The following is a 15,543-nucleotide window of genomic DNA, read 5'->3' as shown; positions in this document are numbered from 1 at the left end:
TACAGGCAGGAAGACGTTTCTTCCGGGGAGGCCGGCGGGTGCGAAACGGTGACGGGACCGGGCGCGGCGCGCGCGCGTTCTGGGCGTGGGCGCGGGCGCTCGGCGGGGCCGCCGTGCTCGCCGTGCTGGCGTGGCGGCTGGGCGCCGGCCCGTTCCTCGACGGGCTGCGCGCCATCGAGCCGTGGGCGCTGGCGGCGGCGCTCGGGCTCGGCGCGCTCACCACCGTCTGCTGCGCCTGGCGGTGGCGGCTGGTCGCCGACGGTCTCGGGGTGCGGTTGCCGTTCGGCGCCGCGGTCGCGCACTGCTACCGCTCGGTGTTCCTGAACGCGACGCTCCCCGGTGGCGTCGTCGGTGACGTCGACCGTGCGGTGCGGCACGGCCGGGACGTCGGCGACGTCGGCCGGGGCGTCCGCGCGGTGGTGTGGGAGCGGACCGCGGGACAGGTCGTCCAGGCCGTCGTCGCGGTGGTCGTGCTCGTCGCGCTTCCGTCGCCGGTCCGGCCGTACCTGCCGGTCGCGTTCGCGCTGCTGCTGGTCGGCGGGCTCGGCGTCGTCCTGCTGGGCCGGGCCCTGCCGCGCTCGGGCCCCTCGCGGCGGGCGCGGGTGCTGCGCGCCGCCGTGACCGACGTCCGGGCCGGGCTGCTGGCCCGCGGGGCCTGGCCGGGGGTGCTCGTCGCCTCGGTGGTGGTCGTCGCGGGTCACCTGGCGACCTTCCTGGTCGCGGCGCGCACCGCGGGCGCCACCGCGCCGCTGTCGGAGCTGGTGCCGCTGACCCTGCTGGCGCTGCTGGCGATGAGCGTGCCCGCCAACGTCGCCGGCTTCGGGCCGCGCGAGGGCGTGGCGGCGTGGGCGTTCGCCGCCGCCGGCCTGACCGCCGGCCAGGGCGTCGCGACCGCCATGGTGTACGGGGCGCTGGTGATCGTCTCCAGTCTTCCCGGTGCCGCCGTGTTGCTGCTGCGGCGGGTCCGGGTGCCCACCGCCGTCCGGGTCGCGGGCGCCGCCGCTGGGTGAGAGCGACATGGTTGTCGAGGCGGTACGCGCTGCGGGCGGGTCCGGCAGCGTCTGACGGAGGAGACGAATGTACGAAGCACTGCGGGTGGCGACGGTCCGGACCCAGGTCACGGTGCCGCTGCGCTTCCCCGACGGGTACGCCACGACCGCGCGGGTGTTCACGTTCAACGGCCTGGCCGACGAGCGGGAGCATCTGGCGTTCGGCCTCGGTGACTGGGCCGCGCCGCCCGACCGGCGCGCGACCGACGGGCGCACCCCGCTGGTCCGCCCGCACAGCGAGTGCCTGACCGGGGACGTGTTCGGCAGTCAGCGCTGCGACTGCGGCCCGCAGCTGCGGGAGGCGGTCGAGCGGATCGCCGACGCCGGCGGGTTCCTGCTGTACCTGCGGCAGGAGGGGCGCGGCGTCGGGCTCTACACCAAGCTGGAGGCGTACGCGCTGCAGGATGCCGGCCTGGACACGTACGAGGCGAACGTCGCGCTGGGCCACCGCGAGGACGAGCGCGACTACACGGCGGCGGCGCAGATGCTCGCGGCGCTCGGGGTGGAGGGCGTCGCGCTGCTGAGCAACAACCCCGACAAGGCCGAGCAGCTCGGCCGGCTCGGGGTGACAGTGACCCAACGGGTGACGACCGGGGTGTACCTGTCCCCGGCGAACGCCGGCTACCTGGCCACCAAGGCCAGCCGCGGCGAACACACCCTCGACCTGCCGTTCGTCCGTGAGTGACCGACCGTACGTCCTGCTCAGCTGCGCCATGTCGATGGACGGCTACATCGACGACGCCACCGGACAGCGGCTGATGCTGTCCAACTCGGACGATCTGGACCGGATCGACGAGGTGCGCGCCGAGTGCGACGCGATCCTGGTCGGCGCGGGCACGGTGCGGCTGGACAACCCGCGGCTGCTGGTGCGCGCGCAGCGGCGCCGCGACGAGCGGGTCGCGCGCGGGCTGCCGCCGTCGCCCACCAAGGTCACCGTGACCGGCAGCGGCGACCTCGATCCGGGCGCGCGGTTCTTCACCACCGGCGACACCGAGAAGATCGTGTACTGCGCGACGGGCGCCGTGGAGAAGGCGCGCGAGCGGCTCGGGACGGTCGCCACGGTGGTGGACGCCGGCGAGCCGGTCGAGCCGGTGCGGGCGCTGGCCGACCTCGCCGCCCGCGGCGTACGCCGGCTGATGGTCGAGGGCGGCGGCACCATGCACTCGCAGTTCCTGACCGCCGGGCTCGCCGACGAGCTGCACCTGGTGGTGGCGCCGTTCTTCGTCGGCGACTGCCGGGCGCCCCGCTTTGTGCGCGACGGCCGGTTTCCCTGGCATCCGGGGCGCCGCGCCAGCATCGCCGAGGTGCGCCAGATCGACGACGTCGTGCTGCTGCGCTACGCCCTCTCCGACCGCTTCGGCGCGGACTGACCCGCCTCTCCGACCGCTTCGGCGCGGACTGACCCGCGCCGGTGGCGCCGGCGGGTGGCCGTGCGACCACCCGCCGGCGCCGGAGCGGTACCGGGATCAGATGCCGCAGGTCGGCGCGGACCAGGTGCGGCTCGACTTGTGCGCGACGTGGGTGTGGTCGTCGTGGCCCGGGTAGCCGGGGCCGAGGATCTCGTTCCAGCCGTGGTTGCGGGCCTGCTGCGCCAGCCGGCACAGCGAGTGTGGGCTGACGCCGAGGTCGACAGCGTCGCCGTAGAGGTGGCGGCTGGTGGCGGAGCCGCCGACAGCGTTGTTGCAGGCGTGGCTGCGGAAGGCGCTGGTCACCCGGATCGGCTGGTCGCCCAGCGCGTGCCGCATGGCCTGCAGCTTCCACATGTTGACCAGCGCGTTGAACCGGGCGGTTGCGGCGGAGACCGCACCGCCGGACCAGTCCGAGTTGCAGTCGTTGAACTCGGCGTAGCTGAAGTTGACCGGGGTGCAGTCGTCGTCCTGCAGCGCGTAGATCCGGTTGAACGTCTGCGGCCCGGCGACGCCGTCCGCGGGCAGGCCGTACGCCTGCTGAAAGCGGGTGACCGCGGACTTGGTCGCGGGGCCGTAGTCGCCGTCGATCGCGAGCACCGCCCCGTAGCCGGGGTAGCCGGCGACGCGGATCTGCAGCTGCCGCACGTCCTCGCCGGTCATGCCCGGGGAGAGGGTGCGCCCCCAGGTGTAGCAGCCGTCGGCGCGCGCGGGGGCGGCGGTGGTGACCGCCCCGACGAGCGTCGCGGCCGCGGCGAGGGTGAGCGCGGCGAGGACTCTGCCGGTACGTCTGAGCATCGCGTCTCCATCCGTACGGGAAATGACGTATCGACGAGAGTGGACCCGCGCGGTGCCGCTGTCAATATGTGCCGGGGTGGGTGCGTTCGATCGGAGGTATTTTTCACCGGTCGCGGGGGGTGGCGACGCGGAGCTCCCGGACGATGTCGACGGAGGCGCCGTACGCCGGCTCGTCGGGGTAGGCCGAGTGGCCGCGGGTGGGCGGATAGGCGCTGTCGCCGGCGGCCCGGGCGAAGACCGGATCGATGACGCACCGGTCCACGTCGCCGTTGTCCCCGGCGCGGGGGTCCGCTGCCCACTCGGCGGGGCTGATCTCCACGGCCGGACGGTCCCGCAGCACCCAGCCCCCGATCGGGTCGCTGGGCCGGTAGAGGTTGCGCCACGGCCACCGCGCGCGGGCGCCGTCGCTCGTGTCGAGCGGCGGCCCGACCAGCAGCGCGCCGGTGCGGCGCAGCGCCATGGTGCCGAAGTAGCCGGGGAAGAAGCGTCCGTAGATGCGGCGCAGGGGAGCGCCGTGGGTGAGCAGGGCGACCCGGGCGCTCTCGGCGTACGTCAGCTGCATGACCACGGCTGCCCCGATCACGGTGCCCTGGGAGTGGCAGGAGAGCAGCACCCGCCCGGCGCAGGCGTGGCCGAGATGGTGGATGCGCCGGATGAGGTCGGGCACCGCCCGTTCGGCGTAGCAGGGCGGGGCGAGGGGATGGGTGGCGCGCGGCCAGAACGTGCCCACGTCCCACAGCACCCCGACGGTCCGCCGGAACCGCAGATGGCCGTACGCCTGCCGCCCGACGTAGAGCAGCCCGGCGACGAGGCCGCCGACGAGCGCGTCGCCGATGTTCACCGCCCACCGCGCGTGCGTGTAGACCCACTCCGGGTCCGCGAGGTAGCCGAGCACCCCGGCGGCGACGAGCACGGCGAGCAGCGCGACCAGCGCGCCGGCGAGCCGCTCGACGACGTCGCTGACGGTGGCGCCGGACCACTCGGCGGCGATCCGGCGGGCCCGGCGCAGCGTCGCGGCGTGGCCGGGCGCGTCGGGTGCGGCGAGCGCGGCGCAGATCCCGGCCGCCGGATAGGCGGGGACCACCCGGTCGCGCAGGGTCCGCGCGGTGTCTCGGCGGATCAGCCACTGCCCGAGGCCGGCCAGCAGCAGCGACCCGGCGGCGACCGGGACGGTCAGCGCGGCCGCCCAGAAGTACGGCATGGGCACCACGTACGTGTCCGGGCCGAGCGCGGCCGGCGCTGGCCGGCCCAGGACGTGCGCGACCGACACGGCCAGCCCGGCGCCGAAGGTGGTGCCGAGCGACGCCCCGGTCAGCATCAGCCCGGCGGTCACCAGCCCGCCCCAGGCCGGTGCGGAGTCGGCATCCGCGGCCCGGCCCGGGCCGGCGTCCGGATGCGCGGCGGCGCCGGCGTCCGGGTCCGCGCTCGCGGACCGGCGGGGCGCGCGGCGCACCGGCAGCACGACGATCACGGCGAGCAGCAGGGCGACCTGCGCCCCGGTCAGCGCGTGCACGGTCGGCGCGAGCCCCGGCAGCGCGGGACGCGCGTCACCGGGCCGGGCCGCGCCGATCGCGGGTTGCGCCACCACGACCGCGGCGAGCGCGGCCAGGCCCAGGGCGAGCCACGGCAGGACCGTGTAGCCGTCGCGCCGCCCCACGTCGTGATCCTCGCCGTCCGGTCGGCTCCGCTCGGTCATCCGGGCCAGGCAGGTGAGCACCACGCACCAGGCGAGCAGGCCCAGCGTCACCACCATCAGGACGCCGACCACCGGGCCGCCGAACTCGAGGAACGGGGCGAGCAGCAGGACGCCGACGAGCGCGAAACCGGCCGCCACGTGCACCGCCCGGAGCCGGCGCACCGGCGCGCCGCCGTTCCACATCCGCCGGTCCTCCAACGGTGTCCGGTGCCGGTCCTCCGGCACGGTGGACGGCACGTCGGTCGCCTCCAGGCCGCGCCAGGTCTTCTGCGCCAGCCACCACAGCAGCGCCACCACGGCCAGCGGCGCCGCCGCGGTCACGGCGAGACGGCGTCCGGGCAGGTCGAGCCAGGACCAGGAGAGGAACTCCAGCCAGGACACCTTCTCCGCGCAGGCGTGCGCCGGCCGGCCGCACTGCCAGCCGGCGAAGTCCATCGAGACCAGGGCCACCGACGCCACCAGGGCGAGCGTCAACGTCAGCGCGAAGAGCCGCTGCGCGGTGTCGCCGACCCGCCGCGCGGTGCGGCGCCCGCGACCGTCCCCGGCCGGCGGCTGCGCCCAGAACGCGACGTTGACCAGCAGGAACGGGGTCAGCAGCAGCCACAGCGCGCGCTGGCCGCTGCCGGCGGTCAGCCCGCCCCACGAGTACGCCTCCAGCCGCTGTTCGGCGGTGTCCGCCGCGACCGGCTCCGCCTCCCACCAGCGCCGGTAGAAGCCGGCGTCGGCGTCCCCGGCGACGCGCACGACGTGCGGGTGTCCGAGCATGTCCTCCGGCGGGGTGCCGGCCACCCCGTGAACCCGCAGCTCGGTCCAGCCCCCACCGTCGGAGTTCACGTAGCCGCTCACGTCCCACCTCCGGCGCCGCGGCAGCACCCGCCTTCCTGTCTACCGCGTCGACGGCGCGTCCGACAGGGCATGGCGCGTGCCACGGCGCTGGCCCGACGGTCGTCCCTGGAGCAGACGTCGATCCGCTTCGCCGCGGGGCGCGAGCGGCGTCAGGGCTGGTAGGCGCCGCGGCCGCGGGGCAGCCACTGCGGGTGGTTGTCCCGCAGGTACTTGACGAGCCCCTCGCGGAGCTGCACCCGCAGCCACCAGACCTTCGCGCCGTTCGGCGCCGACGCGGCGATCCGAATGGTGACCGTCGACGACGTCATCTCGGTCATCTCCAGCACCCAGTACTGGTGGTCCCAATGCTCGCTGCTGTCGAGCAGGCGTTGGGTCTCGGCGCGCAGCACGTCGATGTCCGCGGTGTAGTCGAGCTGGACGTCGATCGTGCCGAGCACCCGCGACTCGTACTTGGTCCAGTTCTGGTACGGCTTGGTGGTGAAGTACGTGGTCGGCAGGATGATCCGGCGTTCGTCCCAGCTCCGTACGACCACGTAGGTGAGCTGCACGTTTTCGATGTGCCCCCACTCGCCCTCCAGCACCACCACGTCGTCGATGCGCAGGGCGTCGGTGAAGGCGAGCTGCAGGCCGGCCAGCACGTGCGAGAGCGTGCCCTGGGCGGCGATGCCGAGCACGACGCTGGCGACGCCGGCGGAGGCGAGCACCGACGTGCCGAGCACCCGGATCGGCTCGATGGTGGTCAGCGCGGCGCCGATGGCGACCAGGACGACGAGCGTCGCGAAGACCCGGCGCAGGACCGCGATCTGCGTGCGGGCCCGCCGGGCGCGCGGGTCGTCCGGGAGCCGGCTGACCGGATAGCGCTCGACCAGCGCATCCTCGATCGCCCGCCCCACCTTGAGCAGGAACCACCCGAGAGTGAGGATCAGCAGGATCAGCAGCACGTGCCGAACCGGCTTCAAATGGGCCTTGGGCAACCCGGTGAACGGCAGGGTGTAGTACATCGAGGCGATCACGAACAGCGCCGAGAACGAGCGCTGGATGTGCACCCGCCGTTCCGCGACGTCCGCCTCTTTCTTGCGCGCCGCCCTCAGCGCACGCAGCATCGCCACGCCGATCAGCCAGGCGACGAAACCTGCGACGCACCCGACCCCGACGACGACGAACCAGCCGGTCAGCACGGGCGGTCCCCGTCGTCACCGCGCCGAGCCCCCACGTTCGCTGCCGTCGGTCGCCATCGCTGCTCCACCGGCAGCCGTCCATTCCCCGTCACTGCCCTGCCCCCGTCGCAGTGTTGCCGCCATTGCCTCCCGGCGGGTCAACGACGGTGGTGGGTGGCGGCTACGCCGCTGCCCGCGCGCCGCGCGCGACACGGGGCGAGGTGGTGGCTACGTCGGGACCGGACCGCCCCAGCGGCGGGGTTCGGGCGGCGGGCGCCGGCCGGCCAGCGGCAGCGCGACGATCATGCCGACGACGAAGCCGACCACGTGCGCGAAGTAGGCGACGGAGCCGGCGTTGGAGACGGCGTAGCCGGAGGAGTAGAGCCACTGCAGCACGAACCACAGGCCGAGCACGAGCCAGGCGGGCAGCCGGAGCGGGATGAACAGCAGGACCGGAACGAGGCTCCAGACCCGGGCCCGCGGGAAGAGGACGAGGTAGGCGCCGAGCACCCCGGAGACCGCGCCGGAGGCGCCGACCAGCGGCTGGGTCGCCGCGGCGTTGACCAGCGCGAAGCCGTACGCCGCGGCGTAGCCGCAGAACAGGTAGAACAGCAGGAAGCGCAGCCGCCCGAAGCGGTCCTCGACGTTGTTGCCGAAGACCCAGAGATAGAGCATGTTGCCGAGCAGGTGCAGCCAGCCGCCGTGCAGGAACATCGAGGAGAGCACCGACAGCACCGGGATCTTCTCGTACCACCGCCGCTCGACGACGCATCCCGGCCCGTTCGGCCCGACCCCGACGTCGCCGGTGGTGGCCGCCGGCAGCGGCCGGTTGTCGACCAACTCCCGCGGGATCGCCCCGTACCGCTCGTAGAACGCCTCCTGCCGGCACAGTTGACTGAGGCTGTCGCGGGTCACGCCCGTGCTGGCCACGGTCGGCGTGAGCAGAAACGCGAGCACGTTCACCGCGATCAGCGCCCACGTCACCCACGGCGTACGCCGCACCGGATTGATGTCGTGCACCGGCACCACCACACCGCCACTCTCCCCCCTAACCCGCCGCCCCGCGACCCCCTCGCCTGATCCGCGTGATCAGGGAGTACGTCCCGCGTGTTGTCGGCGTGCCGTGAGCGGAACCGCCTGATCACGCGGATCTTTCTCCCGCCCGCGGGCGGACCGGACCAGCGCGGTCGCCGCGAGCAGGGCGACCGCGCCGGCGAGCGGCCAGACCAGCCAGGGCCGCGCGCCGTAGAGCGTGGTGCCGAGCAGCGGCGACAGGAACGCGCCGGTGATCGATGCGCCGGCGTACAGGCTCTGGTAACGCCCGTCCATGCCGGACGGGGCCAGGTCTGCGGCGCGCGCCGTGGCGGTCGGCTTGTAGAGCATCTCGCCAGCGGTCACCACGAGGACCGCGACGAACGCGATGACGACGGTGGGGGCCGCGCCGAGCACCAACCAGCCGAGCCCGACGAGGGCGTAGCCCGCGCCGATCACGACTGCCGCGGAGCGGTCGGCGAGCCGGCGGGCGAGCCGGGCCTCGAACAGCACGATCACCACGCAGTTGAGCGACACCAGGACGCCGTACGCCAGCGGCGGCGCGCCCCGGTCGCGCAGGAACAGCGGCAGCACGGTGTAGACCAGCCGGTACGCGGTGTCGACGGCCAACACGGTGACCAGGAGCGTGACCATGGCGCGGTCGGCGCGCAGGGCGTGCAGAACGGTGCGCGGGCCGTCCGGGTGCCGCACGGGACGCGGGGACGGGCACCAGCGGACGACGGCGGCGATCAGCAGCACGCTGCTCACCGCGTCGATGACGAAGATCAGGTCGAAGTTGGTGGTGGCGAGCAGGCCGCCGAGCGGCGGGCCGACCACCGTGCCGAGGTTGTTCGCCACCCGGGACAGCGCGATCGCCTCGCGCCGCCGTTCGGTGGGCATGGCCGTGGCGACCAGCGCGCTCATCAGCGGCCGTCCGGCGCCGCCGGACGCCCCGGCGAGCAGCGCGACCGGGGCCAGCAGCGGGGTGGGGGTGAGCGGGACGGCGACGCAGGCGGCCGCCCAGGTGGCCAGCGACGCGACCAGGACCGGCCGCAGCCCGAGCCGGTCGCCGAGCGAGCCGGCGCCGAGGTTGCCGGCGATCAGGCCGACGCCGTACGTCGCGGTGATCAGGGCGGCCGTGCCGGCGGGCAGGCCGCGTTCGTCGACCAGGTAGAGCGTCAGGTAGATCCAGGCGAGCGCGCCCGCCGCGTTGACGGCCTGCCCGATCAGCAGGGCCTTGAGCCAGGTGGGCGCGGTCCGCAGCACGTGTCCTCCCCAGTAAGTTCCCAATGGGAACTTACTATGCTGGGATCATGCCGCGGCAACCCAGTTCTCCCGACCCGGCGTGCGCGGTCAGCGCCGCTGCGGCGGTGCTCGCCGACCGCTGGTGCTGGCTCGTGGTCCGCGACGTCGCCCGCGGCCACCGCCGCTTCGACGACCTCGTCGCGGAGCTGGGCATCTCCCGCAAGGTGCTCGCCGACCGGCTGCGCCACCTGGTTGACGCGGGCGTGCTGGAGCGGGTCGCCTACACCAGCGCCCCGCCCCGGCACGACTACCTGCTCACCGCGCGCGGCCGGGCGTTGCTGCCGGTCCTGGTCGGGCTACAGGACTGGGGCGACCGGTGGGTGCTCGGCGACGGCGAGGTGACGGCCACCTCCACGCACGCCGACCACGAACGGGTGCACGCGCTGGTCGGCACGGTGGTGCCGGCGCTGCGGCTGCCCGCGACCGCGGGCGACGGCGCCGTCGTCGATGGTCCCACCGTGCTGTTCGCGTACCCGGCGACCGGGACGCCCTCGCCGCTGCCGGACGGCTGGTCCGACGTGCCCGGCGCCGCCGGCTGCACCCTGGAGAACCGCCTCTTCCGGGACCGCTACGGGGAGTTCCGGGCCGCCAAGGTGGCGGTGCACGGGGTGAGCACGCAGCGCCCCGAGGAGCAGCGCGCCTTCGCTGAGGCCGAGGCCATCCCGTTCCCGCTGCTCTCCGACAGCGCGCTGGAGCTCGCCGCCGCGCTGCGGCTGCCCACCGTCCGGGTCGCCGACACCGTACGGCTGCGCCGGTCGCTGTTCGTGATCGACGCCGATCGGCGGATCCGGGCGGTGCGTTACCCGGTGCTCGACATCGCCGACGCCATCGACTGGGCACTCAGCCGGGCGGGCTGAGCGGCGCCGACTGGGCGCGCGCGACCAGCACCGGGCACCGGGCGTACTGCACGAGCCGCTGGCTCACCGACCCGAGCAGCAGCTCGGCGAGGCCGCCGTGCCCGCGCGCCCCCACCACCAGCAGCCCCGCCTCCCGGCTGGCCTCCACCAGGGTGCGCGCCGGATCCGGGCCGCGCATCAGCTTCTCCTCCGCGATGATCCCCGGAAACCGTGCCTGGACGTTCGCCACCGCGGCGACGACCAGCTCGGCGGCGTCGGCCATCGCGGTCGCCTCGATCCCGGCGTACGTCTCGCGCGTCTCCCGCACCGCCGCCGCCCACCACACGTGCGCGACCACCAGCAGCCGGGACCGGCGTACCGACTCGTGCGCCGCGGCTATCAGCGCCGCGTCGCCGGCCGGCGACCCGTCGATGCCGGCGATGACCGGCCCCGGGTGGTCGACGGGCCGGTCGGGCGGGCGTACGACCAGCACGGGACAGTGCGCATGTCCGGTGACCTGCGAGGCGACCGAGCCGAGCAGCAGCTCGCCCAGGCGCTCCCGGTCGCGGTCGCCCACGACCACCAGGTCGGCGCGGCGCGACTCCTCGATCAGCGTCGCCGCCCCGCCGTCGGGCGCCTGCCGCGTCGAGACCGTCAGCTCCGGCCACTCCCGGCGCAGCCGCTCGGCCGTGTCGGTGAGCATCCGCCGCTCCGGCTGGCCCGGCGCGGGCGGATCGCCGTCGTACGGGTTCTCCGGCAGGCCGTGGTCCAGCGCCGGCAGGAAGCCGTGCACCAGCCGCAGCGGCAGTGACCGGGTGGCGGCGGCGTACGCGGCGTGCCGGGCGGCGGTCAGGCTGCCGGGGGAGCCGTCCACCCCGGCGACGACCGGTCGCGCCGCGGCGGCCGTCACGGGCGTACGGTCATGGCTGCGGCTCCTGGACGATCGTGAGCGGGCAGCTGCCGTGGTGCAGGACCGCCTGGCTGACCCCACCCAGCCGTAGCCCGGGAAAGCCGCCGCGGCCCCGCGCGCCGACGACCATCAGTTGCGCGCCGGCCGACTCGGCGACGAACACCCGCGTCGCCCGGCCCTGGACGAGCCGGTGCGTCATCGGCACCTGCGGGTGGCGTGCCCGGAGCGCCGCCACGGTCGCGGTGAGCGCGACCTCCTCGTCGGCGTCGGAAGCGTCCACATCGGACGCGGTGGCCTCCGGGTCGCCGGTGGCGACCGGCAGCGGGCCGTTGCGCGCGTGCAGCACGACCAGGCGTGCCGCGCGCAGCGCGGCCTCCTCGGCGGCGAATGCGACGGCGCGCTCCGACCACGGCGACCCGTCGACGCCGACCATCACCGGGCCGTCGGCATGGTTCTCGCCGCGCGCCACCATCACCGGGCAGGCCGCGTGCCCGGCGACCTGGGTGGCGACCGACCCGATCAGCGCGCCCGTGACCGCGCCGAGCCCGTGATAGCCGAGCACGAGCAGCCCGGCGCGGCGCGACTCGCGCAGCAGCACCGGCGCGGGGGAGCCGTCGACGATCTCGTCGATCACGACGCGGTCCGGCGCGGCCCGGGTCGCCTCCGCCACCGCGTCCGCGACGGTCCGCTCGGCCTGCTGGCGCAGGCCGCCCTCGGGTGGGCCGGCGGGCAGATGGGCGCGCGGCGCCTTCAGCTGCGGCCAGATGAACGCGTGCACCAACCGCAGCGGGCACTTGCGCAGCGCGGCCTCGCGCGCGGCCAACCGGACGGCCGCGAGCGCGGCCGGCGATCCGTCGACGCCGACGACGACGGGCGCCGAGGTGTCCGTACGCATCGATGCACCTCCGCCGCCGACCGCGTCGGTCACCGTCTCACCATAGCCGCGAAACTGAGGTGGTTCGCCCGGATCGCCGGGTTGCGGTGGCTTGCGGGTACGGCGGCGCTGCCGACGTCAGCGGCCGACGGCCACCGGGCAGTCCGCGTGCAGCAGCATCGCCTGGGTGACCGAGCCGAGCAGCCGGGCCTGCCAGCCGCGGGCGCCCACCACCAGCAGCTGGGCCTTGTGCGACAGGTCGCCGAGCGCCTCCGTGGGGGGCTCGGCGACGACCCGCTGCTCCACCTGCACCCGCGGGTGGCGGGCGAGCCAGGGCGACAGCGTGGTGTGCAGCAGCGGATGGTGTACGCCGGCCGCCGCCCGCTCGTTCCCGCCGGCCTGCACCACGATCAGCGGCACGTCGCGCAGCTCCGCCTCCTCGAAGGCCAGATCCAGCGCCGGGGCCATCCACGGCGACCCATCGACCCCGACGACCACCGGGGCGTCCGGCCGCTCGGAACCGTCCGCGATGATCACCGGGCAGCCGGCGCGCGCCGACGCCTGCACCGCCAGCGACTCGACCGGCAGGGTCACCGAGCGACGGAGCGTGTTGTTGCCGAGCACCAGCAGCGCGGCCCGCGCGGACAGGTTGACCAGCGTCTCCAGGGCGGCGCCGTCGACCACCTCACCCGAGACCGTCAGGCCCGGCCGGTCGGCCCGCGCCTCGGCGATCGCGTCGGCCACGATCCTCTCCGCGTCCTGCCGCGGCGAACCGTAACCGGCGCCATCGCCGTCCGGGGACGTGAACGGCGGCCAGACGAAGGCGTGCACGATGTGCAGCGGACGCCCCCGCAGCAGCGCCTCGGCCCCGGCCAGCCGGACGGCCGGGGACTCCGGGGCCGCGGTTTTGACACCGACCACGATGGGATTTCTGTCTCCGCTGTCCACCACGACCACCTCCGGGTGCGCTCCCGTGCCGAGATCTGCCTGCCCCCTCAATCATCCCTGTCAGCGGCGGCCCCGGACCACGGTTGAGGCGCACCGATGTGAGACGAATTTGCGAACGTAGCACGTCAACCAGTTCACGCGTCCACATTGGATGGCCGTACGGATGGACTCAGGCGGTGGGCGGGATGGCGCGGACCACGACGGTCGTGCAGGGGGCGTGATGCAGGACGGCCTGGGTCACCGAGCCGAGCGGGGTGCGCACCGGGTGCTCGCCCCGCGCGCCCACCACCACCAACGCCGCCGACTTCGACTGCGCCACCATCACCTGCGGCGGCTCGCCGGCGAGCACGTGCCGCCGCGTGGTGACCCCGGAGTACTTCTCCTGCCACGGCCCGACCGCCTCGGCCAACTGCGCCGCGGTCACGTCCGCGTCCTCGGGGGCGTCGGAATCGAGCGCCCGGACGACGACCAGTTCGGCGCGGCGGTTCGCGGCCGCCTCGAAGGCGAACTCCAGCGCCCGCTCGCCGCCGGCCGACCGGTCCACCCCGACCAGCACCGGACCCTCGTCGCCGGTCTGCTCGCCGCGGGCCAGCATGACGCTGCACTTGGAACGGGAGGCGAGCTGCACCGCCGGGGCGTCCAGCGGCAGGCAGGTGTGGCGGTCGAGACCGCCGTCGCCCAGCACGATGAGGCCGGCGAGGTTCGACTCGCGCAGCAGCGTCCCGGTCAGCGTCCCCTCGCCGATCGCGACCTCGGTCTCCAACCCCGGCGCGACCTGCTCGGCCAGCGCGGCGGCGCGATTGACGAGCGCCTCGGCCGCCGGGCGCGGCTCGCCGTCACTGGGCGCGGACTGGTCGGGGATCCAGTTGAGCGCGTGCACGATCCGCAGCGGACGCCGCTGCAGCGCCGCCTCGTGGGCGGCCAGCCGGACCGCGCGGAGACTCGACTCCGAACCGTCCACCCCGACGGCGATCCGGTCCCGCGTGACCTGTGGACCCTGAGCTGGCATTCCTGCCCCCTGCCGTGTCACCGCTGTGGGGGGTGCCGCCAGGTGGAGGGTATCGGCCGGGGCGGGCGCGGCGGCGCGAAACGGGGTCGCAGGGCAGGATGAACCCATGATCACTGCGGTTGTCTTCGACCTGGACGGCGTGCTCATCGACACCGAGCCGGTATGGGAGGAGGTGCGGCGGGCGTACGTCGCCGAGACGGGTGGGACGTGGCTGCCGGAGGCACAGCGACGGCTGATGGGGATGAGTACGGCTGAGTGGTCCCGTTACCTCGGCGCCGACCTGGGCGTCGGGCGCGACCCGGAGCGGGTGGCGACCGAGGTGATCGAGCGGATGGCGGGTCGCTACGAGCAGCGGCTGCCGCTGGTTCCCGGTGCGGTCGACGCGGTACGCCGGCTCGCGGCGCGGTTCCCGCTCGGCCTGGCCAGCTCGTCGCCGCGCCGGTTGATCGACCGCGTGCTGGTGGTCGCCGGACTCGCCGACGCCTTCACCGTGACGCTCTCGACCGAGCAGGTGGCGGCGGGCAAGCCGTCGCCGGACGTCTACCTGGCGGCGGCGGAGCGGCTGGGGGTGCCGCCGTCGGAGTGCGCGGCGGTCGAGGACTCCTCCAACGGGCTGCGCGCGGCCGCCGCGGCCGGCATGGCGGTGATCGCCATGCCGCACGCGGCGTACCCGCCGGCGCCCGACGCGCTCGCCCTCGCCGACCTGGTCATCGCGACCCCCGAGGAGCTCACGACGGAGGCCGTTGCCCGGCTCCGCTAGCCACCGGCGGCCCGGCCGTCGGCGGGCGCCCTCTTTCCATCGACGGGTCGGCGTACGCGGTGTGTCAACTTGGGTTGACACACGTGGCGTTGTCAACCTAGGTTGACAGCATGAGTCAGGCAACGGAACTCGCCGCGGCGGCCGCCAGCACCGACCCCCGGGTCGGCCTGCGTGCGGTGCTCGCCCTGCGCCGCCTGTTGGAGGGCCTGGAGCGGGTCCAGGTCGACAACGCCCGGCGGCAGGGCTGGTCCTGGCAGGAGATCGCCGACGCGCTCGAGGTCAGCAGGCAGGGAGTCCACAAAAAGCACGCCGGCCGGGCGCCGGCGGAGACCGCACGGGAGGCGTGATGTTCGAACGGTTCACCGACCGCGCCCGCGAGGTCGTCACGCGCTCGCAGGCCGAGGCGCGGCGCCTCGAACACGACAAGATCGGTACGGAGCACATCCTGCTCGCGCTGCTCGCCGACGACGCGGGTCTCGCGGCGATGGTGCTGCGCGAGGCGGGCGCGGACGCCGACGACCTGCGCGCGCGGATCCTGCGGCACGTGGGGCGGGGACCGCGGGTGCTCGGCGAGGCGGACGCCGCCGCGCTCCGCGAGATCGGCATCGACCTCGACGCGGTACGGGCGAAGATCGAGGCCGCGTTCGGCCCGGGCGCGTTGGAGCCGCCCGAGGACCGTCCCAAGTGGGGACTGCGGCGGGGTCGGCGGCGCGGCTGGCCGTTCTCGTCGCGGGCGAAGAAGGTGTTGGAGTTGTCGCTGCGCGAGGCGCTGCGGCTGAAGCACCGGCACATCGGCACCGAGCACATCCTGCTCGGGCTGGTGCGCGAGGGGGAGGGGCTGGCGGCGCTCGTACTCACGGAGGCCGGACTCGACCTCGACGACCTGCGCCGGCGGGTGGAGGCCGCGGTGCGCGCCG

General features: G+C 74.8%; 15 protein-coding genes and 2 pseudogenes. 8 read left to right on the top strand and 9 right to left on the bottom strand.

Features of this window, described 5'->3' with window-relative positions; all coding sequences use genetic code 11:
- Nucleotides 1–38 precede the first annotated feature (38 nt).
- The 3 genes from BLW47_RS06700 to BLW47_RS06690 all read left to right on the top strand — a co-directional run bounded on the left by BLW47_RS06700 (nucleotide 39) and on the right by BLW47_RS06690 (nucleotide 2,419).
- Nucleotides 39–1,010 carry a lysylphosphatidylglycerol synthase transmembrane domain-containing protein gene (locus BLW47_RS06700; RefSeq protein WP_091552964.1) on the top strand — a complete coding sequence of 324 codons (972 nt, stop codon included), beginning with the start codon at nucleotides 39–41 and terminating at the stop codon, nucleotides 1,008–1,010.
- 67 nt (nucleotides 1,011–1,077) lie between these two features.
- A complete protein-coding gene (locus BLW47_RS06695; protein ID WP_091552962.1) occupies nucleotides 1,078–1,734 on the top strand; it encodes a GTP cyclohydrolase II in 657 nt (218 codons plus the stop codon).
- Nucleotides 1,727–2,419: a RibD family protein gene (locus BLW47_RS06690; protein WP_091552960.1), complete on the top strand. Its 693-nt coding sequence runs from the start codon at nucleotides 1,727–1,729 to the stop codon at nucleotides 2,417–2,419. The genes BLW47_RS06695 and BLW47_RS06690 overlap by 8 nt, the downstream gene beginning before the upstream one ends.
- Before the next feature lie 96 nt (nucleotides 2,420–2,515).
- Here the strand turns inward: BLW47_RS06690 and BLW47_RS06685 are convergent, their stop codons facing one another.
- From BLW47_RS06685 to BLW47_RS06665, 5 genes are all read right to left on the bottom strand, one after another.
- The gene (locus tag BLW47_RS06685; RefSeq protein ID WP_091552957.1) at nucleotides 2,516–3,253 is read right to left on the bottom strand and encodes a D-Ala-D-Ala carboxypeptidase family metallohydrolase; all 738 of its coding nucleotides are present in this window, start codon (nucleotides 3,251–3,253) and stop codon (nucleotides 2,516–2,518) included.
- Between the two features lie 103 nt (nucleotides 3,254–3,356).
- Nucleotides 3,357–5,795 carry a hypothetical protein gene (locus BLW47_RS06680; protein ID WP_139307172.1) on the bottom strand — a complete coding sequence of 813 codons (2,439 nt, stop codon included), beginning with the start codon at nucleotides 5,793–5,795 and terminating at the stop codon, nucleotides 3,357–3,359.
- A 149-nt stretch (nucleotides 5,796–5,944) separates the two neighbouring features.
- The gene (locus BLW47_RS06675) at nucleotides 5,945–6,973 is read right to left on the bottom strand and encodes a mechanosensitive ion channel family protein (protein ID WP_091552952.1); all 1,029 of its coding nucleotides are present in this window, start codon (nucleotides 6,971–6,973) and stop codon (nucleotides 5,945–5,947) included.
- A 207-nt stretch (nucleotides 6,974–7,180) separates the two neighbouring features.
- A complete protein-coding gene (locus BLW47_RS06670) occupies nucleotides 7,181–7,972 on the bottom strand; it encodes a rhomboid family intramembrane serine protease (RefSeq protein ID WP_217634797.1) in 792 nt (263 codons plus the stop codon).
- Between the two features lie 69 nt (nucleotides 7,973–8,041).
- Nucleotides 8,042–9,250, bottom strand: coding sequence for an MFS transporter (locus BLW47_RS06665; protein WP_175543528.1), 1,209 nt, complete (start codon nucleotides 9,248–9,250; stop codon nucleotides 8,042–8,044).
- A 47-nt stretch (nucleotides 9,251–9,297) separates the two neighbouring features.
- Here BLW47_RS06665 and BLW47_RS06660 point away from each other — a divergent pair, with 47 nt between their 5' ends.
- A complete protein-coding gene (locus BLW47_RS06660; RefSeq protein WP_091552944.1) occupies nucleotides 9,298–10,146 on the top strand; it encodes a winged helix-turn-helix transcriptional regulator in 849 nt (282 codons plus the stop codon).
- Here the strand turns inward: BLW47_RS06660 and BLW47_RS06655 are convergent.
- From BLW47_RS06655 to BLW47_RS06640, 4 genes are all read right to left on the bottom strand, one after another.
- Nucleotides 10,130–11,035: a universal stress protein gene (locus tag BLW47_RS06655; protein WP_091552941.1), complete on the bottom strand. Its 906-nt coding sequence runs from the start codon at nucleotides 11,033–11,035 to the stop codon at nucleotides 10,130–10,132. The genes BLW47_RS06660 and BLW47_RS06655 overlap by 17 nt on opposite strands.
- Nucleotides 11,036–11,045: 10 nt before the next feature.
- Complete coding sequence (locus BLW47_RS06650) at nucleotides 11,046–11,930, bottom strand: universal stress protein (RefSeq protein WP_091552937.1); 885 nt, start codon at nucleotides 11,928–11,930, stop codon at nucleotides 11,046–11,048.
- A gap of 117 nt (nucleotides 11,931–12,047) precedes the next feature.
- Complete coding sequence (locus BLW47_RS06645; RefSeq protein WP_175543527.1) at nucleotides 12,048–12,857, bottom strand: universal stress protein; 810 nt, start codon at nucleotides 12,855–12,857, stop codon at nucleotides 12,048–12,050.
- Between the two features lie 169 nt (nucleotides 12,858–13,026).
- Nucleotides 13,027–13,866, bottom strand: coding sequence for a universal stress protein (locus tag BLW47_RS06640; protein WP_175543526.1), 840 nt, complete (start codon nucleotides 13,864–13,866; stop codon nucleotides 13,027–13,029).
- A gap of 106 nt (nucleotides 13,867–13,972) precedes the next feature.
- Here BLW47_RS06640 and BLW47_RS06635 point away from each other — a divergent pair, with 106 nt between their 5' ends.
- The 4 genes and pseudogenes from BLW47_RS06635 to BLW47_RS25890 all read left to right on the top strand — a co-directional run.
- Nucleotides 13,973–14,626, top strand: coding sequence for an HAD family hydrolase (locus tag BLW47_RS06635; protein WP_091554562.1), 654 nt, complete (start codon nucleotides 13,973–13,975; stop codon nucleotides 14,624–14,626).
- A 110-nt stretch (nucleotides 14,627–14,736) separates the two neighbouring features.
- Nucleotides 14,737–14,973 (top strand): helix-turn-helix domain-containing protein, encoded by a 237-nt coding sequence (locus tag BLW47_RS06630; RefSeq protein WP_091552928.1) that lies wholly within the window; start codon nucleotides 14,737–14,739, stop codon nucleotides 14,971–14,973.
- Nucleotides 14,973–15,188, top strand: a pseudogene (locus BLW47_RS25895) (Clp protease N-terminal domain-containing protein); the annotation flags it as partial. The gene BLW47_RS06630 and the pseudogene BLW47_RS25895, both read left to right, overlap by 1 nt.
- Nucleotides 15,189–15,344: 156 nt before the next feature.
- Nucleotides 15,345–15,527: pseudogene (locus BLW47_RS25890) on the top strand (Clp protease N-terminal domain-containing protein); the annotation flags it as partial.
- Nucleotides 15,528–15,543 lie beyond the last annotated feature (16 nt).

This window comes from Micromonospora pattaloongensis, assembly GCF_900107255.1.
In the GTDB taxonomy this organism is placed as follows: Bacteria; Actinomycetota; Actinomycetes; order Mycobacteriales; family Micromonosporaceae; genus Micromonospora_I; species Micromonospora_I pattaloongensis.
Note: the sequence above shows the minus strand (reverse complement) of the source record. Positions and strands in the feature narration are given on the sequence as shown.

Coding starts and splice junctions, on each gene's coding strand:
- BLW47_RS06695 (WP_091552962.1), top strand. CDS start 1,078: ATGTACGAAGCACTGCGGGTGGCGACGGTCCGGACCCAGGTCACGGTG.
- BLW47_RS06685 (WP_091552957.1), bottom strand. CDS start 3,253: ATGCTCAGACGTACCGGCAGAGTCCTCGCCGCGCTCACCCTCGCCGCG.
- BLW47_RS06660 (WP_091552944.1), top strand. CDS start 9,298: ATGCCGCGGCAACCCAGTTCTCCCGACCCGGCGTGCGCGGTCAGCGCC.
- BLW47_RS06650 (WP_091552937.1), bottom strand. CDS start 11,930: ATGCGTACGGACACCTCGGCGCCCGTCGTCGTCGGCGTCGACGGATCG.
- BLW47_RS06640 (WP_175543526.1), bottom strand. CDS start 13,866: ATGCCAGCTCAGGGTCCACAGGTCACGCGGGACCGGATCGCCGTCGGG.
- BLW47_RS06635 (WP_091554562.1), top strand. CDS start 13,973: ATGATCACTGCGGTTGTCTTCGACCTGGACGGCGTGCTCATCGACACC.
- BLW47_RS06630 (WP_091552928.1), top strand. CDS start 14,737: ATGAGTCAGGCAACGGAACTCGCCGCGGCGGCCGCCAGCACCGACCCC.